Here is a 19,145-nt window from a genome sequence, read left to right as displayed (position 1 = left end):
CCCATGGATTATGAACAAACGATTATGCAGATTATTGCCAGCAGCGGAGAGGCAAGAAGCCTTAGCTTAAAAGCGGTAAGAACCGCGCGCGCCGGAAACCTGGAAGAAGCGGGCGAGATGATTAAGAACGCCAAGACCAGCTTGACCAAAGCACATAAAGTACAAACGGGGCTGATCCAGGCTGAAGGCCGGGGCGAAAAGACAGAAATTACGCTGCTGATGATTCACGCGCAGGATCATTTGATGAATGCCCTGACGGTTAGAGAACTGGCTGTGGAACTGATCGAAGAAATCAAAGAACGCAAAGCGCTCGAACTAGAATTGAAAGGATCGGTGAACTAAGATGAAAAAAATATTGCTCGCCTGTGCAGGCGGATTCTCGACAAGTATGCTGGTGGAACGGATGAAAGAATCGGCACGGACACAAGGGGTTGAAGTGGTTATTGATGCGGTGGCGGAGAGTGACATCGCCGATCAAAAGCCTTTTGACATCATTATGCTTGGACCACAAATGGGACATGCCGAAGGCGATCTGGCCGCAGAATATCCGAACATTCCAGTAACTACGATCGATATGATGGACTATGGCATGATGGATGGGGACAAGGTGCTGGCTACAGCACTTGAACTGATGGAGAAGGGGGCTTAAGTCATGGCAGGCGGCGCAGAATGGAGAGCCAAGATCCAGAAAGTCAGCACGAAAATCCAAAAAAATACCTATATCAGCGCTATTTCCAACGGTCTGATGGCCTTGATGCCAATTTTGATTCTGGGCGCTATTTTTTCCCTGATTAATGCACTCAAGCTTGATCCTTATCAGAATTTCCTGGAAAGCACTGGACTCAAAACTTATACTTCGATTCCGGCAACTGTAACCACCGATTTGATCGCACTCTACGCGGTGTTCTCCATCGCTTACAATTTCGCTACCCAACATAAGCAGCAAGGCTTTTCGGCAGGGATTTTGGCGCTGATGAGTTTCTTGCTAGTTACACCAAAAGGACTGCTGGATGACGGTGTGACCAAAGCATTTGGTTACTCCTGGTTGGGCGCCAAAGGATTGTTCGTGGCAATCATCCTGGCACTGCTGGTAGGTAAGATCTATACCTTTGTATTGGAAAAGAAATTCTATATCAAAATGCCGAAGGGTGTTCCGCCCACGGTTGAGAAATCTTTTGCCGCGCTTACGCCTGGTTTTATCGTAGCGGTTCTGATGCTGGTGCTGACGGCGATTTTCGCCGCAACGAAATATGGCAATATGCACGAGTTTGTCTTCTCGATCATCCAACTGCCACTGACTAGTCTGGGGGGTACCTGGTGGGCGATGCTGATCTGCATCTTCGTAATTCACCTGCTGTGGTTCTTTGGAGTTCACGGCACCTTGGTAGTCTATTCCGTTGTCGGCCCGATTTGGGTGGCTTTGGGACTTGAGAATCTGGACGCTTACCAAAGAGGTGTGGAAGGTACGCATATCATTGGTTCGCCGTTCTTCCCGGTTTATGTACTGATCGGTGGTGCAGGGGCAACGTTAGGTCTCATTATTGCGATGTTGTTCGCCAAATCTACACGTTATAAGACACTTGGTAAACTGGCAATTATCCCAAGTCTGATCGGTGTCAATGAGCCGGTGATTTTCGGGATGCCATTGGTGCTGAATGTTCGGTTTATGATTCCGTTTATCCTGACTCCGCTGGTGAGTAGTGGTCTGGCGATTCTTCTGACGACGCTGGGTATCCTTCCTGTGTTGCACGGGATTCAGGTACCGCTGGGCATTCCGGTGCTGGTCAATGGCTGGATGAACGGGGGCTGGCGCGTAAGTGCGTTTCAGCTGGTTATGATTGGCGCAAGCTTCATGATCTACTATCCATTCTTCAAAAAAGCCGATGCCGAAGCGCTGGAGCAAGAGCAGCAGGCTGAAGCTAAAGCGGCAGCAACCGCTGCCACCCATTAATAAAAGGAGGCTCAACCGATGACTTATCCATTTCCGGAAAACTTCCTGTGGGGCGGTGCGGTAGCCGCCAATCAGGTCGAAGGCGCGTATAATGAGGGCGGGAAGGGTTTGTCCACTGCTGATGTAGTCAAATATTGTCCTCCTAAGGAACGGCAGAGCCTGGAACAGCTATTGTCCATGTCCGGCCCACAGCTAGAAGAGGCCATACAGGATGATAATCAGGGGAATTACCCCAAACGCAGAGGGATTGATTTCTACCACCGCTACAAAGAAGATATCGCCTTGTTCGCTGAGATGGGTTTTAAGGTATTCCGTATGTCCATCTCCTGGCCACGTATTTATCCGAATGGCGATGAGCAGGTACCTAACGAGGCAGGATTGCGTTTCTACGACGATGTTTTTGATGAGTTGCGCAAATATAATATCGAGCCGTTGGTCACCATTTCCCATTATGAAATGCCGGTGCACCTAGTCACCAAATACAACGGCTGGGAATCCAGAGAACTGGTTGAACTGTTCGTCCGTTATGCGGAGACTGTGTTCACCCGTTACCGGGATAAGGTGAAGTATTGGCTGACTTTCAACGAAATCAACTGTACGCTCAAAGCGCCGTTTCTGGGCGCAGGGATTATTCTGGATGGCAAGTCAAATGAGAAGCAGGTTGCTTTTCAGGCTTTGCATCACCAGTTCGTAGCCAGTGCGCTTGCGATTAAGCGGGGCCGGGAGATCAATCCGCAGTTCCAGATCGGCTGCATGCTGGCCCGCAAGCTGCTCTACCCATATTCCTGTCATCCCGGTGATGTGCTGAAAGCACAAGCTGAGAACCAAATGGCAATGTTCTGCTCCGATGTTCAGGTTAGAGGCTATTATCCTTCTTATATCCGCCGGCATTTGGAGCAGCATGGAGTGACAATAACCATGTTGCCGGGAGACGAAGCTTTGCTGCGGGACAATCTTGTGGATTTTCTTTCCTTTAGTTATTACATGTCCTCAGTAGTCAGTGTAGATGAGAATATCACGGCCACCACGGAAGGTAACCTGTCCTCGGGGCTGAAGAATCCCTTCCTGAAAACTTCCGATTGGGGCTGGCAGATCGATCCAAAGGGGCTGCGGTTTGTGCTCAAGGAGATGCATGACCGCTACCAGCTTCCTTTGTTCGTAGTAGAGAATGGTCTGGGTGCTGCAGATGTGCTCGAACTGGATGGCACGATCCGTGATCCATACCGGATAGAGTATCTGGCACAGCATATTGAGCAGATGGCGGAAGCCATTGCCGATGGCGTGGAGCTGATGGGCTACACCAGCTGGGGCTGTATTGATCTGATCTCGGCTTCCACCTCAGAGATGCGCAAGCGGTACGGCTTCATTTATGTTGATCAGGATGATGCAGGCAATGGAACGCTGCTGCGTCTGCGTAAGGACAGCTTTTACTGGTACAAAAAGGTCATAACCTCTAACGGTGCAGATTTAAGCTATTAGTGCGGGGTTATAGTTCTTGTTCATTTTTTACGAAAACCTTGAGAAATCAAGGTTTTTTTGTTTTTTTAATAGGGAATAGAGATCGTGTGTGCTTCTTCTTATAACGAAGTTTTATTAGGAAAGGCATTACAAGACAAGGCGATCTCGATTGCCCAAACGTACATGTACTTTCGTACATTACCAACATGTAGGTTAAATCTTTATAATAGAGGAGAAGGAGGGTCAGCCAAGTGAAAGAAAAAAAAGCCGGACTATTGTTCATCGATGAATTGTTTGCGTCCAGATTGCCGCTTTTGATCTGGGTATCCATTGTATATATTGGCACTATGTTGCTGCAGTTTCTTAAGGACCCTCAAATATTATCCAGTTCGATATTTACAGGCTTATTCACGGTCCATATTTTGCTGCACTGGAACTCCTATCGAATCACTAATAAGCAATTTTGGTTTTATTTTTCGGCACAAGCAATTTTAATTTATCTTTGTGCAATTTTGATGCCGCAGGGGTACCAAGCAGTGTTGATGGGATTGCTTCCGGTCCTGATTGCCCAAAGCCTTGGTTTTTCATTTCGGATAAAAAGAATCGTCTTCGTTGCCCTTATTAGTATAATTTTGTTTTTTGATTCATCGCTTACCGTGGGCGATACCGATGAATTGATTGTATTTATGCCATTATTTGTTCTGATGCTTGTGATCGTTTTAGCGTATACATTATTGTTTTTTCAACAGGTTCGCGAGCGTCTCAGAATTCAGAATTTTTTGCATGATCTAAAAGAGGCCCATAAAAAGGTAGAGGAGCTGACACTGGCCAATGAACGCCAACGAATGGCTCGGGATCTGCATGATACGTTGGCGCAGGGAGTGGCTGGATTAATTATGCAGCTCGAAGCCGCGGATGCCCATATGACCAAGGGTAACACAGAGCGTTCTCAAGAAATTGTCAGACAGTCTATGAAGCAGGCTCGCACAACCTTAGCCGAAGCTCGTAGAGCAATTGACAATTTGCGGGCGAAATCAGCTTCAGAGATTGATTTTAGGGAAGCGGTCGATTATGAAACACAGCATTTCGGTGAAGCTACAGGTATCGTTGTAACCATGGATTTTAAGCTTACCAGACGGTTGTCTAGAGTAATGATGGAACATAGTTTACACATTATAAAAGAAGGTCTGACCAATATCGCCCGTCATGCCCGGGCTGACAAGGTGTGGATTACCCTGTCCGATCAAAATGAGCGGCTTTTTATAGAAATCAGAGACAATGGTTTGGGATTTAACACAGACGCCATCGGCCAGGATGCCGGACACTACGGTTTACTCGGGATTCAGGAGCGGGTAAGGCTGATTGGAGGAGAATTGAAGGTGCGCAGCAGTTCGGCTGGAACAAGCATTCAGGTTGAGACATCATTTAGTGAGGGAGACCCTACATGACGCAAGTGAAAATTCTGATCGTAGATGATCATTTTGTTGTTCGGGAAGGCTTGAAGCTGATCCTGGAGACGGATGAACAGTTTCAAATTGTTGGAGAAGCGGTAAACGGGCAGGAAGCTATAACCCTTATAGATGAAGTGCAACCGGATGTGATCCTGATGGATTTGAATATGCCGGTCATGAGCGGACTGGAAGCCATGAAGGTATTGAGGGAGAAGAACAACTCCGTTCCAGTTATTATTTTGACGACTTACAACGAAGATGAATTAATGATTAATGGACTGGCCTTGGGTGCGAGAGGTTACTTATTAAAGGATACGAACCGGGAAAATTTGTTCAGGAATATTGAATCGGCGATAAGAGGAGAAACCTTGCTCTCAGCAGAAATCATGGAGAGAGTGATTTCTGCTCGCGAGCAGCAGAAGGCTTCGGCTCCGATTCATAAAGAAGTATCCTTGTTATCTGATAAAGAAACTCAAATTCTGCAAAGTGTAGCGCAGGGCTTCAAAAGTAAAGAAATCGCCTTTGATTTGGGAATCTCAGAACGTACTGTAAAAGCTCATCTGACGAATGTTTACAACAAGCTAGGGGTAGATTCGCGATCGCAGGCAGTGGCGGCCGCTTTGGAACGGGGGATTTTACATATGTAATTTTGAACATGCGAAAGAAATCTTTCGCATGTTTTTTTTGCGGACTAATGGGCTGCCCGAAAGGGCAGAGCGTGTCCGCCCCTTTGGACGATGTTAGCAAGACTTCTCTTCTATAAGATAAAGGCATAGAGAAAAACATTAGTATAGAGGAGACGATACTGAAATGGCCAAATTATTGTACCGGCTTGGGTTCTGGTCGGCGAGCAACCGCATTAAAGTCATTCTAGGAAGCATTGCCATCCTGCTGATCTCGGCAATCGTAGCTCTTTCGATGGGGCCTAAGCTTCATGAGGGAACTACTATCCCTGGACTGGAGTCCATAAAAACGATGGAACAGATGTATCAGGAATTTCCCTCCATGGTGGATAACAGCGGCAAAATTCAGTTGGTGATGAAATCACTAACGGATGAAACCTTATCCTCAGAAACAACTAAGCAATTAATTGGTGCACAGTTAGAGGAAGTGGCTAAGGATCCGGCGGTCACAGCAGTAGTAAGTCCTTATGACAATCATTCGGTAAGTGCAGATGGCAAAATTGGCTATGCCACCATCTCATACAATACTCCAGGTAGTGATGTTACAGAAACATCAAAGGAACGTGTGCTTGATGTGGCAGGTATTTTGCGTGATGCCGGCTTACAAGCTGAATTAACTGGCTCTGGTTATGTGAAAATGGAGATCGGCGGCGTTACAGAAGGGATAGGGGTGCTCATTGCGCTTCTTGTTCTCACCGTTGCTTTTGGATCCGTTCTGACGGGGATCTTACCGATTCTTACGGCAGTCATTGGTCTTGGTACCGGCGTGATGTTGATCATCATCGGCTCGAATTTCTTCGACACCCCTTCTTTTGCTCTATCCCTGGCCAGCATGATTGGTCTGGCAGTGGGGATCGATTACGCGTTGTTTATTATCTCAAGATATCGGCAACAGCTTGCCGAAGGTTATGAGAGAAAAGAAGCAATTGCGATTGCGAACGGCACGGCAGGGAGTGCGGTTGTTTTTGCAGGCATAACGGTTATTATCGGTCTTGCGGGAATGTCGGTGATTGGTATTCCTTTTCTTACCGCAATGGGTTTAGCCGCTGCGCTTTGCATTTTCGTGGCTGTTCTCATCGCTATTTTTATGGTTCCTGCTATCCTCGAAGCGATGGGAGGCTTGATCAAAGCCAAATCGAAAAAAAGATCCAAAGGTTCAACCCGCAACAAAAAGAACGAGACTCGAGGTAATTTATGGGGGAGTTTTGTTACCGGGCGCCCATGGTTGGCTGTGATCCTTGGTGTAGCATTGCTGGGCACTATTGCAATACCTTTCTTCAACATGGAGACAGGCACCATGGATGATGCGCAAAAATCGCCGGAATTAACTGAGCGGCGGGCATACGATCTGATGACAGAGGCATACGGTGTTGGGTATCATAGTCCGCTCGTTATCCTAGCCGAAACTGATGGTGGACAAGATGCTGCAGCCAATCTGTCTGGGGCGCTGGAACAACTTAGAACCTATCCTAACATTGGTACGATTGCTCCTGCTGTTCCTGGTCCTTCCGGAAAGATTTCTTTGATTCATGTGATTCCGGCTACCGGTCCTGCAGATAATAAAACGGTAGATCTGGTTAAACAAATTCGCAGTCAAGCAGCAGAAATCGAGAGTCAAAATCATGTGAAACTGAAAGTAACCGGGAGCACAGCCGTAAATATCGATATCTCTCAGAAGCTGAACGAGGCGCTGCCTGAATTCTGTATCATCATCGTTGGCTTGGCTTTTGTTCTTCTAGTGATGGTATTCCGGTCCATCCTGGTTCCCATCAAAGCGGTCCTGGGATTTATTCTTTCTTTGGGGGCTACATTAGGTTTCATTACCTTCGTCATACAGGATGGACATTTGCAAAATGTGTTCCATTTTAATGGGCAAGCTCCCATACTCAATTTTCTCCCAATCATGGTCGTCGGCATTTTGTTCGGACTTGCCATGGACTACGAAGTTTTCCTCGTCAGTAGAATGCGGGAAGAATTTAAGAAAAGTGGGGATGCCAAAAAGTCCGTTCTGGCCGGTATTCATCACAGCGGCGGGGTAGTTACAGCTGCAGGACTGATCATGATCTCTGTTTTCACGGGATTCATGCTGGCAGAAGATCCGAACATCAGGGTGATGAGCTTTGCACTTCTCTTTGGGGTTTTGTTCGATGCTTTTGTTGTCCGGATGCTCATCGTTCCCGGTGTAATGACTTTGCTGGGAAAATCAGCGTGGTATTTGCCGAAGTGGCTCGATCGCTTGCTTCCTAACCTGGATGTAGAAGGTGAGGAAGTGATGAAGGCGGTTGAGAAAAAACAATTAAGACTAGTGAGGGATCCTAAAACCAACCTCTCTACTGAACTCCTAAAATAAGTGGATAGTGAGGTGTTGCTCGATGACTCACCTTTCCGTGGTCGTACCTATTTTTAATGAAGAGGAAAATATATACGATCTTTACTTAAGTATTACTGAAGCATTAAGAGGGAGAATTGAGCATTACGAAATCGTACTGGTGAATGATGGAAGTAGGGATCGTAGTGCCGTGCTGTTAAATGAAATCGCACAGATGGATCAAGCGGTAAAGGTCATTCATTTTGAAAAAAACTACGGGCAAACGGCAGCCATTTGGGCGGGGATGAAAAATTCCCAGGGCGAACTGATCGCCCTTATGGATGCAGCGCTACAGACAGATCCACGGAACATCTTTAGATTAATGCCTTTCATCAAGAAAAGAGATTTTGTAAATGGAAAATGGGCAGATCATAAAGATACGTGGTTTAAGAAAGTTTCTTCAGGTTTCGCGAAAAAAATCCGTAATTGGATTATTGGAGGTTCAATTTATGATATAGGCTGTCCTATGAAGCTCTTCAAAAGGGAGGTAGCTGACAGTTTCTATTTATATAATGGAATGCACCGCTTTTTGCCCACGGTGGCTAAGATGAACGGCTTTTCAGTTATTGAAGTTACGGTAACCCATCAAGCGAGGAAACACGGAAACTCTAAATATGGGGAAATCAATCGTGGCGGTATGGGTTTCATGGATGCCATATTGATTGGCTGGCTCAAAAAGAGAGTCATTCTGTATCGGATTAAGAGATAATTGGATTTAGAGAACGTTATGTAAATTGAACAAGAGACATCACGGAGAATTCCATACGATGTCTCTTTGTTTGTTTTAAGGCAGTAAGCCGTCTTATGGCTGACTATTTCTTTAAAAATTCCGAGAAATTCTCCTGAAAATCCAGTGAATGAATATCTTCCCGGAGATGGTGGTGGATTAGCGGGCCGATTTTGGCGGTTTCTTTTTGCACCATAAGCTCAAGAATGGATTGGTGTTCGTTCCAGATTTCTTCCAGCTTGTCGGTCTTAAGCATGTGCAGTCTGCGGTACCTGAGATAATGCACATTCGACTGCTGGATCAGAGTCCACAGATACTCACGTCCAGCAAGCCTGTACAAGGCCCGGTGAAACTCGTCATCTAAATTAAGGAAAGAATCTACAGCATTCTCCTGCCCGATGATCTCTTTCTGTTTCTTAAGAATTTCTTTAAGCTCGTGCACTCCTGGTAGTAAAAGCTGTGCAGAAAGATCCTTGAGGATCTCCTTTTCCAGTGTGCAACGCAAGTATGTGATTTGTTCAACAGATTCAAGATCAATAAAGGAGACAATATTACCTTTTTTCGGATAGATATCGGTATAAGATTCCAGTGCAAGCTGTTTGAGAACATCACGCAACGGCGTACGTGAAATCTGAAACCGCTCAGACAAGGCTGTTTCACTCAGAATGGTGCCTGGCTTTAACGCCAGCGTGAGGATTTCTTGCTTCAGTGTGTTTAGAATTTCAGCTTTAATTGACATTTCTGTTCCTGCTTTCAATTGTTAATGACAGATACAGTACTAGTATACATGATAAGTTCGTTCATTAAAATCATTGGGATGAAAATAGGGTGGATATTCCTTGATTTCAGGATAAAATTCCTGATCAAATTGTGATTGACAAAGAATTGTTCTTATTCTATGATCAAGTAAATCTTGTATACAAGATAGTTGAAAACGAATTCACAGGAGGGTTTATCAATGAACATGACGTGGAGATGGTATGGCGAGGGCAATGACAATATCACGCTGGATCATATTCGGCAGATTCCGGGTGTTATGGGGATTGTCTGGTCTTTGCATGAGAAAGTAGCCGGAGAAGTGTGGGAAATGGAACGGATCCAAGAAGTGGCGGATCAAATCACCAGCAAGGGTTTCAGCACGGCTGTAGTAGAAAGCGTCAACGTTCATGATGATATCAAAATCGGTTTGCCGACCCGTGATAAATATATCGATATTTATATCGACACCATTCGTAAACTCGCCAAGGTTGGCGTTAAGGTGATCTGCTATAATTTTATGCCTGTTTTCGATTGGACCCGCACAGAGCTGTATAAAGAGTTGCCTGATGGCTCGAATGCTCTCTTTTATGAAAAGGCTGCCATTACCGATAATCCGCGTGAGATGGTGGACCGGATTCTGAAAGGAGCTGGAAAGTTCACGATGCCGGGCTGGGAGCCGGAGCGGCTGGCAAAGCTGGATGAGCTGTTTGCGGCTTATGCGGATGTGACGGAAGATAAATTGTTCGACAACCTCCAGTATTTCCTGGAACGCATTATTCCAGTATGCGAGGAAGTGGACATCAAGATGGCTATCCATCCGGATGATCCGGCTTGGCCGATCTTTGGACTGCCGCGTATTATCCGCAATCGGGATATGATCCGCCGCTTTCTGGATTTGGTGGACAGCCCGTACAACGGTTTGACGTTCTGCACAGGGTCACTCGGCACGAATCCGGATAACGATCTGCCAGCGATGATCCGCGAGTTCCATGATCGTATTCATTTTGCCCATATCCGCAATGTGAAGGTATTTGAGAACGGTGATTTCATTGAGGTGTCGCACCGTGGGCGTGACGGAAGCGTTGATGTGGCCGAGGTGGTCAAAGCCTATCATGAGAACGGATACATTGGTTATGTGCGTCCGGATCACGGGCGGCATCTGTGGGGGGAAGAGAAGAACTGCCGACCGGGTTATGGCTTGTATGATAGAGCTATGGGCATCATGTATTTGCTTGGTGTCTGGGATAGCTTGGATAATGTCAAGGAGGCAAAATAAATGCTGCATCTGACCAGAAGCAGTATCCAAGGGGAAAAAGCAGCTTGGAAAGCTGCTGGAGTGGAGCTTCCGCAGTTCGACTATGAGCAGATAGCAAACAATACACAGCTTAAACCGGAATGGATTCATTTCGGTGCAGGTAATATTTTCAGAGGATTCGTGGCAAATGCTCATCAGAAGCTGCTGGATGGCAGGAAGTCGGATACAGGTATTATTGCGGTGGAAACCTTTGATTTCGAAATGATTGATAAAGTCTACAAGCCCTACGACAATCTGACCCTTTTAGTGCTGATGAATGCTCGTGGTGATTTCCAGAAAAGAGTAGTCAGTAGTATTGTGGAGGGAATCGCAGCGGACAAAAACCGCGAAGCGGAGTACCGTAGATTGATCGAGGTGTTCGAGAATCCCAGCCTGCAAATGGCTAGCTTCACCATCACGGAGAAGGGATACTCGTTGACGGATCCGCACGATAAATATCTTGGCATTGTGGAAAAGGATATTGTGAGCGGACCGGAGCATCCTGTTCATGTCATGAGCATTGTTGCTTCGCTTGCTTATCGAAGATATCTGAAAGGCCAATATCCGATGACCTTTGTCAGCATGGACAACTGCTCACACAATGGCGACAAGCTGAAGAACGGAGTTGTGTCCATCGCTAAGGAATGGGCCCAAAGAGGACTTGTTATAGAAGACTTCGTGCGTTATCTGGAAGATGAACGAGTAATAACCTTTCCATTGTCCATGATCGATAAAATCACACCACGCCCTTCGGAGAGTGTACAGGCAGCGCTTCTGGAACAGGGAATTGGTGATATGGATGTGATCATTACCTCCAAAAACACATATACCGCTCCTTTCGTAAATGCTGAGATCAGCGAATATCTTGTAGTGGAGGATAACTTTACGAACGGACGTCCACCACTAGAGGAAGCCGGAATTATTTTTACGGACCGGGAGACAGTCAACAAGGTGGAGACGATGAAAGTAACGACCTGCCTTAATCCGCTGCATACGGCGCTTGCTGTTTCCGGTTGTCTGCTTGGCTACACCTTGATCGCGGATGAGATGAAGGACGATACTTTGCGGAGGTTTGTGGAGATAATCGGTTACAAAGAAGGCCTGCCCGTCGTAGTGGACCCGGGGATTCTCAGTCCAAAGCAGTTCCTGGACGAAGTCCTTACGGAGCGTTTTGCCAATCCATTTATCCCCGATACTCCGCAGCGGATTGCTACAGATACTTCGCAGAAGGTGGGTATACGGTTCGGTGAAACTATTAAATCCTATATTCGACGGGAGGAGCTCGATCCAGCGCAGCTAACGGCGATTCCACTGGCTATCGCTGTGTGGTGTCGTTACTTACTTGGAGTGAATGATGCTGGAGAGGTCTTCACATTGAGTTCAGATCCGTTACTAGAAACACTGCAAGGTTACCTGCAGGGAGTTTCGCTTGGAGACCAAACCGCAAGTGTACGCCCCATTCTTGAAGATGAGCGACTTTTTGGGGTTCCGTTGTACGAGATTGGTCTAGGTGATAAGATTGAGATTATGTTCCAAGAAATGATGGCAGGCCCAGGAGCGGTACGGAGAACATTAGAGCACTATTTAAAGTGAAAGCTAGGCAGTTAAGTAGATTTGAATTAATATAGAAGAAAATAAAGCGAAAAAAGTCCCGAGGCAATCAATCGTGGCTTTTTTTTGTATGATTTTAAAAAATCCAAACAAAGTGTGAAAAGAATCTTATGTAAAATGAGAAGGACGAAAGTTAAACTAAACACATGACGAATAACCGGTGTTCGTCAACTGAGCGACGAATTTTGAGGGGGTTCAACACCATGTTCAAAAGAAAAAAAAGCTGGGCACTTGTCATGGCTTCGGTCATGTTGGCTGGAGGCGTGTTAAGTGGTTGCGGAAGCAGTAACAATAACAACAACTCGTCGAATGCCAGTCCCCAGCCAAGCAGCTCGACTAGCGACAGTGGTACTGAAACGAAAGATTCCGGCAAGAAGACAACGCTTACGTTCTGGGCTGCGGCTACTACACCGGACCGTGATGTATTCTGGCAAAAAGTTACGAAGGAGTTCATGGCTGAGCATCCGAATATTAAAATCGAATACTTGGGCGTGCCTGGAGATTTGAACGGTTATATACAAAAGCTGAATGTCGCTATTGCTGCTGGACAAGGGCCGGACCTGATCAATAACTTTACGTCCGACTTTATTGCACGCGATGTGCTTGAGCCAATCGATTCTTATTTCGATAGCTGGGAAGGAAAGGACAAGATCACAACGGGTTCGGTTACCTCTATGAGAGCAGCGGATCCGGTTGACAAGAAGTTATATGGATTGCCTTATGGCGTTCTGCCTTGGATGGAATGGATTCGTTCGGATTGGCTGAAGGAATCAAATCTACCGAATCCGGACACATGGGATCAATTCTTTGACAACGCACAGAAGTTGACTGACAAGTCCAAGGATCGTTACGGATACTCTATACGGGGTGGAGCCGGAAGTGCAACCTCGCTGGAATATCTTATGTATTCATACTCGGGAATTACGAACTATTTCACGCCAGAAGGCAAAGCCACGATCAACGATCCACTGAATGTAGAGTTTCTGGAGAAATACTTGAGCGGTTATAATGTCAATACACCTGAAGATGACTTGAACAAAGGTTGGACGGAATTGGCTGCTTCGTTTCAGTCCGGCAAGGTAGGTATGATTTTCCATAACCTTGGTTCCGCAAGCGCTCACAGTAAAGCATTCAATGACGATTTAACCAAGTTTACAGCTGTTCCATTCCCTATGGGTGCCAAAGGCTATCGCGTTCACCCCGGCGTTACACCATCGGTGATGATGATGACAAAGAACTCCGAGAATAAGGAAGCAGCATGGGAATTCATGACGTATTTCGTAACGCACAATGATAGTGAGTACGGAGAGCTCTATGGCGAAATTCCGACTTATCTTGATGCTTTGGATGCTGATTGGATTGTAAACGTGCCTTACGTGAAGACGGGCGCAGACCTGATGAGCTCACCGGACACGAAGTTTACCGATAATCCCGTTTATCTGCCGGGCTATAACAAGGTTCAGACGAATATGGAGCCTATGATCCAGAAGGTAATGGCCAAAAAGATGAGTGCCAAAGAACTATTGGATGAATGGGCAAAGCAGCTTGAAAAAGAAAAAGCAAGTTTTGACTCTTCGAAATAAAACAGTTAATATCCCCGAACAATAAATAATCTCAGCAGGCGGGCTCTTGACGATACTTGGGCCGCCTGTCTTTTGAATGACAACTCCCTAATGATTAATGCCACTAATTGACAGCGTTTTCATCACCTGCAAATGAACAGGAGGTAAGTTATGAAAAGAATTAAGAGTGTCCTTATTGCATTATGCGCTTTATTGCTCATCCCGATCGTACCTGAAATCGCCTTTGCCGGAGAGACCAACACGGCTTATGCCGCTGCGAACATTAATGATTCCTTATCGGCTAATATTTACTCCCCGACGGATTTACGAATGGCACCTGCCTCTAATACGGATACAACCGTAGTGTTAGCATGGGAGAAACCGCTATTTTATTCCAACATTACTAAGTACAATATTTATGACAGTGATGGAACCCGGGTTGGTTCGACGGACAAAACTTACTATAAGTTTTTAGGATTAACTCCAGAGAGGACATATACCTACACGGTACGAGCCCAGGATACATCTGGCAACGAATCTTTAGATAGCAATACGGTCCAAATCACAACTAAAAAGACGGGCATCAGGTTTAATGTTAAGGATTATGGAGCATCCGGAGATGGCAACACATTGGATACCGTGGCAATTCAAACCGCGATTGACGCGGTTACTCCAGGAGACACTTTATACTTTCCACCCGGGAAGTATGTGACTGGCGGATTGTTCCTGCACAGCAATATGACTGTATTTGTAGATGCAGGGGCTCAAGTGATCCCTAGTTCACACAAGGCTGACTTCTTGCCGTTCGTAACGGCCAGACACAGTATTGAGGAACCCGAGGCTTATCAAAGTTTATTTAACGCCGGAGTTATGGATCATGACAAGTACGATGATTATAGTGTAACTGATATTACATTCCTTGGACCCGGAACAATTGGTGACGAGGAGAGCGGCTTGAAGCTGCGTGAGGAATACGATAACGACAAGGTTGAAGTTGGAACAACCTACGGTGGTGGACATCTGCTATCTTTTAATAACGCACACAATGTCTATATCGATGGATTGAAAATCCGCAATGGAATGATGTGGACCGTAGTACCTGTATACAGCAAAGACATCACCGCCTATAACCTCGATATTAACACCACGCAACATAATGGAGACGGCTTTAATCCGAATTCTTCCGAGAGCGTTTACATTTTGAATTCTACCTTTCAAACCGGGGACGACGGCAGTGCAATTAAATCCGGGATCAATCAAGAAGGCCGGGATATCGGCAGACCCTCCAGATTTATTTATTATCGCGGAGATACCTTTAGTGGTGGACACGGCGGGGTCGTTATCGGAAGCGAGATGTCTGGCGGAATAAGCGATATCTACGTGGAAGACTGCAATCTGATTCCCCTCGACGTCAAGTCGAACACTGTGGCACCGGGCTTTAAGATCAAAACAAGCACATCCCGGGGCGGCTACATTCGGAACATTCAAGTGAGGGATTCGCTTATCAACAAGATTGATCTGAATTCCAACTATGACAAGCTTCCTGTTCCTGATATTTACCCACCGGACATGAGTAATTTCCGGTTTACCAACCTGCGGAACAACGATATCTCTGGAACGGATAACATTATTTCGTTGACAGGGGCAGCCTCCACTTCAACAGCTGATAACGCTTTGAAGAATTTGCAGTTCATTAATTGTGCTTTTGCTAAAGCTCAATTAGCCTACACGGAGAATATCTTTTTCACCAATAGCAGCTTGCCCAAAGGAATTAGCGCTACGAACAGTGCGAATATCGTTCAGGATGGTGTGGTCGTAACTGATAAAGCCTTCCCGGTTCACGAGGATTTCACTGAATATAAAGCCGGGGATACGCCGGGCGGATATTGGAGTGCTTCGAGCTATGCCCCGGGTCTGATCACTATTACGGCGGACGGAGATTTGAATCCGAACAGTATTTTCCTTAATGACCAGGATAGCGGTTATGTAAGTGTATCCCGTGGTTTTGGTTCGCAGACGGGAACCTTATCGGCAGAAGTGCATCTGAAGTTCCCGGCCCCTCCCAACTTAACGAACGGTGTGCCGAACGGTACTTATGCGAACAAACCTACCTCGAATAATCGGGTATTTCAGCTGCTCGGATCGAATGGTAAAGTAGCCGTCTGGTTAAACACTGAGAATTCGGGAGCATTAAGTTATGTCATCAACGGAAAAACATCTCCTATCATCATTCCTGCGATCCCGCTTGATAAGTGGTTTACAGTCAAGACTGTGGTAGATTTTCCAAACAAGCTTGTGGATGTTTATTACAACGGAACGAAGGTGTTAAGCAAACAGCCATTCTATGATTCAACCCTGGCGATGGCGGATATTAGCACCTTCAAATCCATAGGGCCTAATAATAATACGACAGTGGCATCTCAAGTTTACTTGGATAATCTGTACATTAGTGCTTCTGAGGAAGCTACCAGCGGTTATGGAATCCAGCTAACACACTCAGGTTCGACGAATTCAATCTCCGATAAAGGAGGGCGTTTAACCTTTAGTGCCACCAAAACTACGGGAGAAACTTCGCAGGTTACATGGGCTGTCTATAATAGTGATCTGACCCCTACAGATGTGGCTACAATCGACGATAATGGAGTACTGACCGCTAATAGCAATGGTAAAGTCATCGTCGCAGCGACGATGAATGACGGAACAGCGATTATCGGTTTGATGCCAATCACCATAACAGGACAAGAAACAGTTGTTGGCTATAAGTCCTTACAGGTAACGACCGCATTAGGCACGAAGCCTAATCTGCCGAATCAGATGCCGATTTTGAGAGAGGATGGAGCGGTAAGTTATGCTCCGGTAATCTGGGATTTAGTTCCGGCGTCTGAATATCAGCAGATAGGAGCATTCACTTTACAGGGTACAGTAACGGGATATTCAGCAAGAGCTGAAATTCAAGTGGAAGTGGTTTCGGCTGGCATGACCGGTTATCGGCCTGTCATCGCGACAACTGCGAAGGGCATCGCACCGAGTTTGCCAGATCACGTAACGGCGATCTTCAATGATCAAATGACCAAATCTTTGCCAGTGTCCTGGGAACCCATCTCTCCAGACTTGTATGCGGATACAAATATTGACGGGTTCAAGGTTATGGGTACGGTACAAGGGTCGGACCTACCGGTTACTGCTCATGTATATGTTCTGTCTGATATCGCTCCAGACGCGAAGGTTATCGTCGTTGCCGCAGATGGAAGCGGAGATTATAAAAGTATCCAAGCTGCTGTCGATGCAGTCCCGGACCAGAACCGCAATCGCATCATTATTTTTGTGAAAAACGGCTTGTATTATGAGAAAGTTCTTATTCCAGATACCAAGCCTTACATCTCTTTAATGGGTGAGAGCAAGGATGGAACGATTCTCACCTACGATGATAATCCGAAAAAAACGGCCCCGGATGGTACCTCGTTAGGTTTGGGCACTTATACGGATTATACGCTCATGATTAAAGGCCATGATTTCTATGCCAAGGATCTAACGGTCATTAATTCCTCGGGCTCCGGAGCAGGTCAATCCGTTGCCGTCGACGTATATGCGGATAAAGCTTTTTTCGAAAATTGCAACATCATCGGTTATCAGGATACACTGTTAACCCGCAATCTGACCGATAACGCGGATCCTAACAACTATGCCAATAATGCAACCATTCAATCCTATCGTTCCTACTTCAAGGATTGTTTCATCTCGGGTTCGGTAGACTTTATCTTTGGTCCGGGTATTGCTGTTTTTGATAACAGCGAGATTCATTCCAGATTGGCTGGGCATGTGACGGCAGCTTCCACTCCTGAGGGACAGGAGTATGGCTATGTATTCCTGAACAGCAAAGTGACCGGCGAAGCGTTGCTTTCGTCTATATCCGCTGTTGATTTGGGAAGACCATGGCGTTCATATGCGAAGACTGTATATCTGAACAGCTATATGGGAGATCACATTGCTCCAAGTGGCTGGAACAACTTCGGCAATTCAAAAAACGAAGCAACCGCATATTACGGTGAATATCAAAGCTTTGGTCCGGGAGCAAATCCGCAGGCTAGAATGAACTGGACCCATCAATTAACGGACATGGAAGCCGAAGCGTATACATTGCACAGTATTTTCAGCGCAACGAGTGCGATCAACGGGAAAGAGGATTGGGATCCTACCCAGCTCGCTTCCGACAATCCAATCGAATCGCTTCTGCCAGTTCATGTTGAGACACCAGTAGGTGTGGCTCCTATTTTGCCAACAGTTGTAGGCGCTGTTTATGCAGATGAAACAGTGAAGCAAGTGCCTGTCGTTTGGGAAGCTATCAACCCTGAGTTATATGCGGTAGAAGGGCGATTTACAGTTACGGGCGCTGTCTATGGCACGGAGTTAAAGGCCGAAGCCAAAGTTACTGTTCGATCGGGAAGTTTTTTAACCGGACCGGGCTCTGTGGAGAAGGGGCAGTCCTTTGAAGTCGTATATGGCATGTCTCGTGTTACAAGTGATGTATATGGCTTGGATTTGACGCTGAACTACGATCCTGAGCAAATTCAGTTCGTGGCAGCGGAATCCTTGCTGGATGGAATTCGTGTCATCGATTCCTTTGATAATGAGGGACAAACACGGATTCTCATGGCAAGCACAACCCCAGGGGTTGGCATGAGCGGCGATTTGCCGAGAATTCTTCAACTTCACTTCACTGCAAAAGATGTAACGGAAGCGACGGTTGCTTCATTAGAAGCGACCCGCATTATTATGAGCGATGGCGAAGGTAATGAATCTTCTGTGGAAGGCACTGCTTATCAGGTTAACATTACTGTGACTGATACAGGTTCGGGAGATGTCATTAGAACAGCACTCCAGTCTATCCTTCACGAAGCCGCCAGCACTTTGGCGTCGGCATCGATGGGTACACTTTGGGGGCAATATTCGCAGTCAGCTATTGCTATCTTTAAGGATGCCATTGCGAACGCAACCGTTGTCTTAAACGACAGCGATGCTACACAAGAGGAAGTGAATCTAGCGGCTCAAGATTTGTCTACTGCACTTCAAAAGCTCGCTACAGCGATGAATCTCGAGGCCGGCATGGATGATCTTCTTCTTCTGAGCTCCAAATATGGCATCACTTCAAGTGATAACGGTTGGAGTGAGGTAAGTAGGTATGATCTGAATAAAGACCAGCAGATCGACATCGTCGATCTGGCTGGAATGGCCCGTAAAATCACTTCAAATTAAGTTTGCTAAATCTGGAGGGCGCTGACTC

Annotated in this window: 13 protein-coding genes; 12 read left to right on the top strand and 1 reads right to left on the bottom strand. The window is 46.2% G+C overall.

Annotated elements, in window-relative coordinates; translation table 11 throughout:
• The first annotated feature begins 3 nt into the window (after window positions 1-3).
• The 8 genes from MHH50_RS22755 to MHH50_RS22720 all read left to right on the top strand — a co-directional run bounded on the left by MHH50_RS22755 (window position 4) and on the right by MHH50_RS22720 (window position 8,620).
• Window positions 4-342 (top strand): PTS lactose/cellobiose transporter subunit IIA, encoded by a 339-nt coding sequence (locus MHH50_RS22755; RefSeq protein WP_038572728.1) that lies wholly within the window; start codon window positions 4-6, stop codon window positions 340-342.
• Between the two features lies 1 nt (window position 343).
• Window positions 344-649 carry a PTS sugar transporter subunit IIB gene (locus MHH50_RS22750; RefSeq protein WP_036683292.1) on the top strand — a complete coding sequence of 102 codons (306 nt, stop codon included), beginning with the start codon at window positions 344-346 and terminating at the stop codon, window positions 647-649.
• Window positions 650-652: 3 nt separating this feature from the next.
• Complete coding sequence (locus MHH50_RS22745) at window positions 653-1,951, top strand: PTS transporter subunit EIIC (protein WP_076128887.1); 1,299 nt, start codon at window positions 653-655, stop codon at window positions 1,949-1,951.
• Between the two features lie 18 nt (window positions 1,952-1,969).
• Window positions 1,970-3,430, top strand: a complete 1,461-nt coding sequence (gene ascB, locus MHH50_RS22740) for a 6-phospho-beta-glucosidase (RefSeq protein WP_339188104.1) — start codon at window positions 1,970-1,972, stop codon at window positions 3,428-3,430.
• A 230-nt stretch (window positions 3,431-3,660) separates the two neighbouring features.
• Window positions 3,661-4,857: a sensor histidine kinase gene (locus MHH50_RS22735; RefSeq protein ID WP_340033434.1), complete on the top strand. Its 1,197-nt coding sequence runs from the start codon at window positions 3,661-3,663 to the stop codon at window positions 4,855-4,857.
• Window positions 4,854-5,507 carry a response regulator transcription factor gene (locus tag MHH50_RS22730; RefSeq protein ID WP_340033433.1) on the top strand — a complete coding sequence of 218 codons (654 nt, stop codon included), beginning with the start codon at window positions 4,854-4,856 and terminating at the stop codon, window positions 5,505-5,507. The genes MHH50_RS22735 and MHH50_RS22730 overlap by 4 nt, the downstream gene beginning before the upstream one ends.
• A gap of 163 nt (window positions 5,508-5,670) precedes the next feature.
• Entirely contained in the window at window positions 5,671-7,893 is a 2,223-nt protein-coding gene (locus MHH50_RS22725) for an MMPL family transporter (protein ID WP_076279253.1), read from the top strand.
• 22 nt (window positions 7,894-7,915) lie between these two features.
• Window positions 7,916-8,620 (top strand): glycosyltransferase family 2 protein, encoded by a 705-nt coding sequence (locus MHH50_RS22720; RefSeq protein WP_076276787.1) that lies wholly within the window; start codon window positions 7,916-7,918, stop codon window positions 8,618-8,620.
• A 103-nt stretch (window positions 8,621-8,723) separates the two neighbouring features.
• Here the strand turns inward: MHH50_RS22720 and MHH50_RS22715 are convergent, their stop codons facing one another.
• Complete coding sequence (locus tag MHH50_RS22715) at window positions 8,724-9,377, bottom strand: GntR family transcriptional regulator (RefSeq protein WP_076279252.1); 654 nt, start codon at window positions 9,375-9,377, stop codon at window positions 8,724-8,726.
• Between the two features lie 219 nt (window positions 9,378-9,596).
• Between MHH50_RS22715 and uxuA the strand changes: the two genes are divergently transcribed.
• The 4 genes from uxuA (at window position 9,597) to MHH50_RS22695 (ending at window position 19,117) form a co-directional block, all read left to right on the top strand.
• Complete coding sequence (gene uxuA, locus MHH50_RS22710; protein WP_076128893.1) at window positions 9,597-10,673, top strand: mannonate dehydratase; 1,077 nt, start codon at window positions 9,597-9,599, stop codon at window positions 10,671-10,673.
• On the top strand, window positions 10,674-12,284 hold the full coding sequence (locus MHH50_RS22705) for a mannitol dehydrogenase family protein (protein ID WP_312149110.1): 1,611 nt from the start codon (window positions 10,674-10,676) through the stop codon (window positions 12,282-12,284).
• A gap of 221 nt (window positions 12,285-12,505) precedes the next feature.
• On the top strand, window positions 12,506-13,885 hold the full coding sequence (locus tag MHH50_RS22700; protein WP_076128897.1) for a sugar ABC transporter substrate-binding protein: 1,380 nt from the start codon (window positions 12,506-12,508) through the stop codon (window positions 13,883-13,885).
• Between the two features lie 150 nt (window positions 13,886-14,035).
• On the top strand, window positions 14,036-19,117 hold the full coding sequence (locus MHH50_RS22695; RefSeq protein ID WP_340033432.1) for a pectinesterase family protein: 5,082 nt from the start codon (window positions 14,036-14,038) through the stop codon (window positions 19,115-19,117).
• The last annotated feature ends 28 nt before the right edge of the window (window positions 19,118-19,145 follow it).

The sequence above is a fragment of the Paenibacillus sp. FSL H3-0302 genome, assembly GCF_037982245.1.
Classification (GTDB): Bacteria; Bacillota; Bacilli; order Paenibacillales; family Paenibacillaceae; genus Paenibacillus_AQ; species Paenibacillus_AQ odorifer.
Note: the sequence above shows the minus strand (reverse complement) of the source record. Positions and strands in the feature narration are given on the sequence as shown.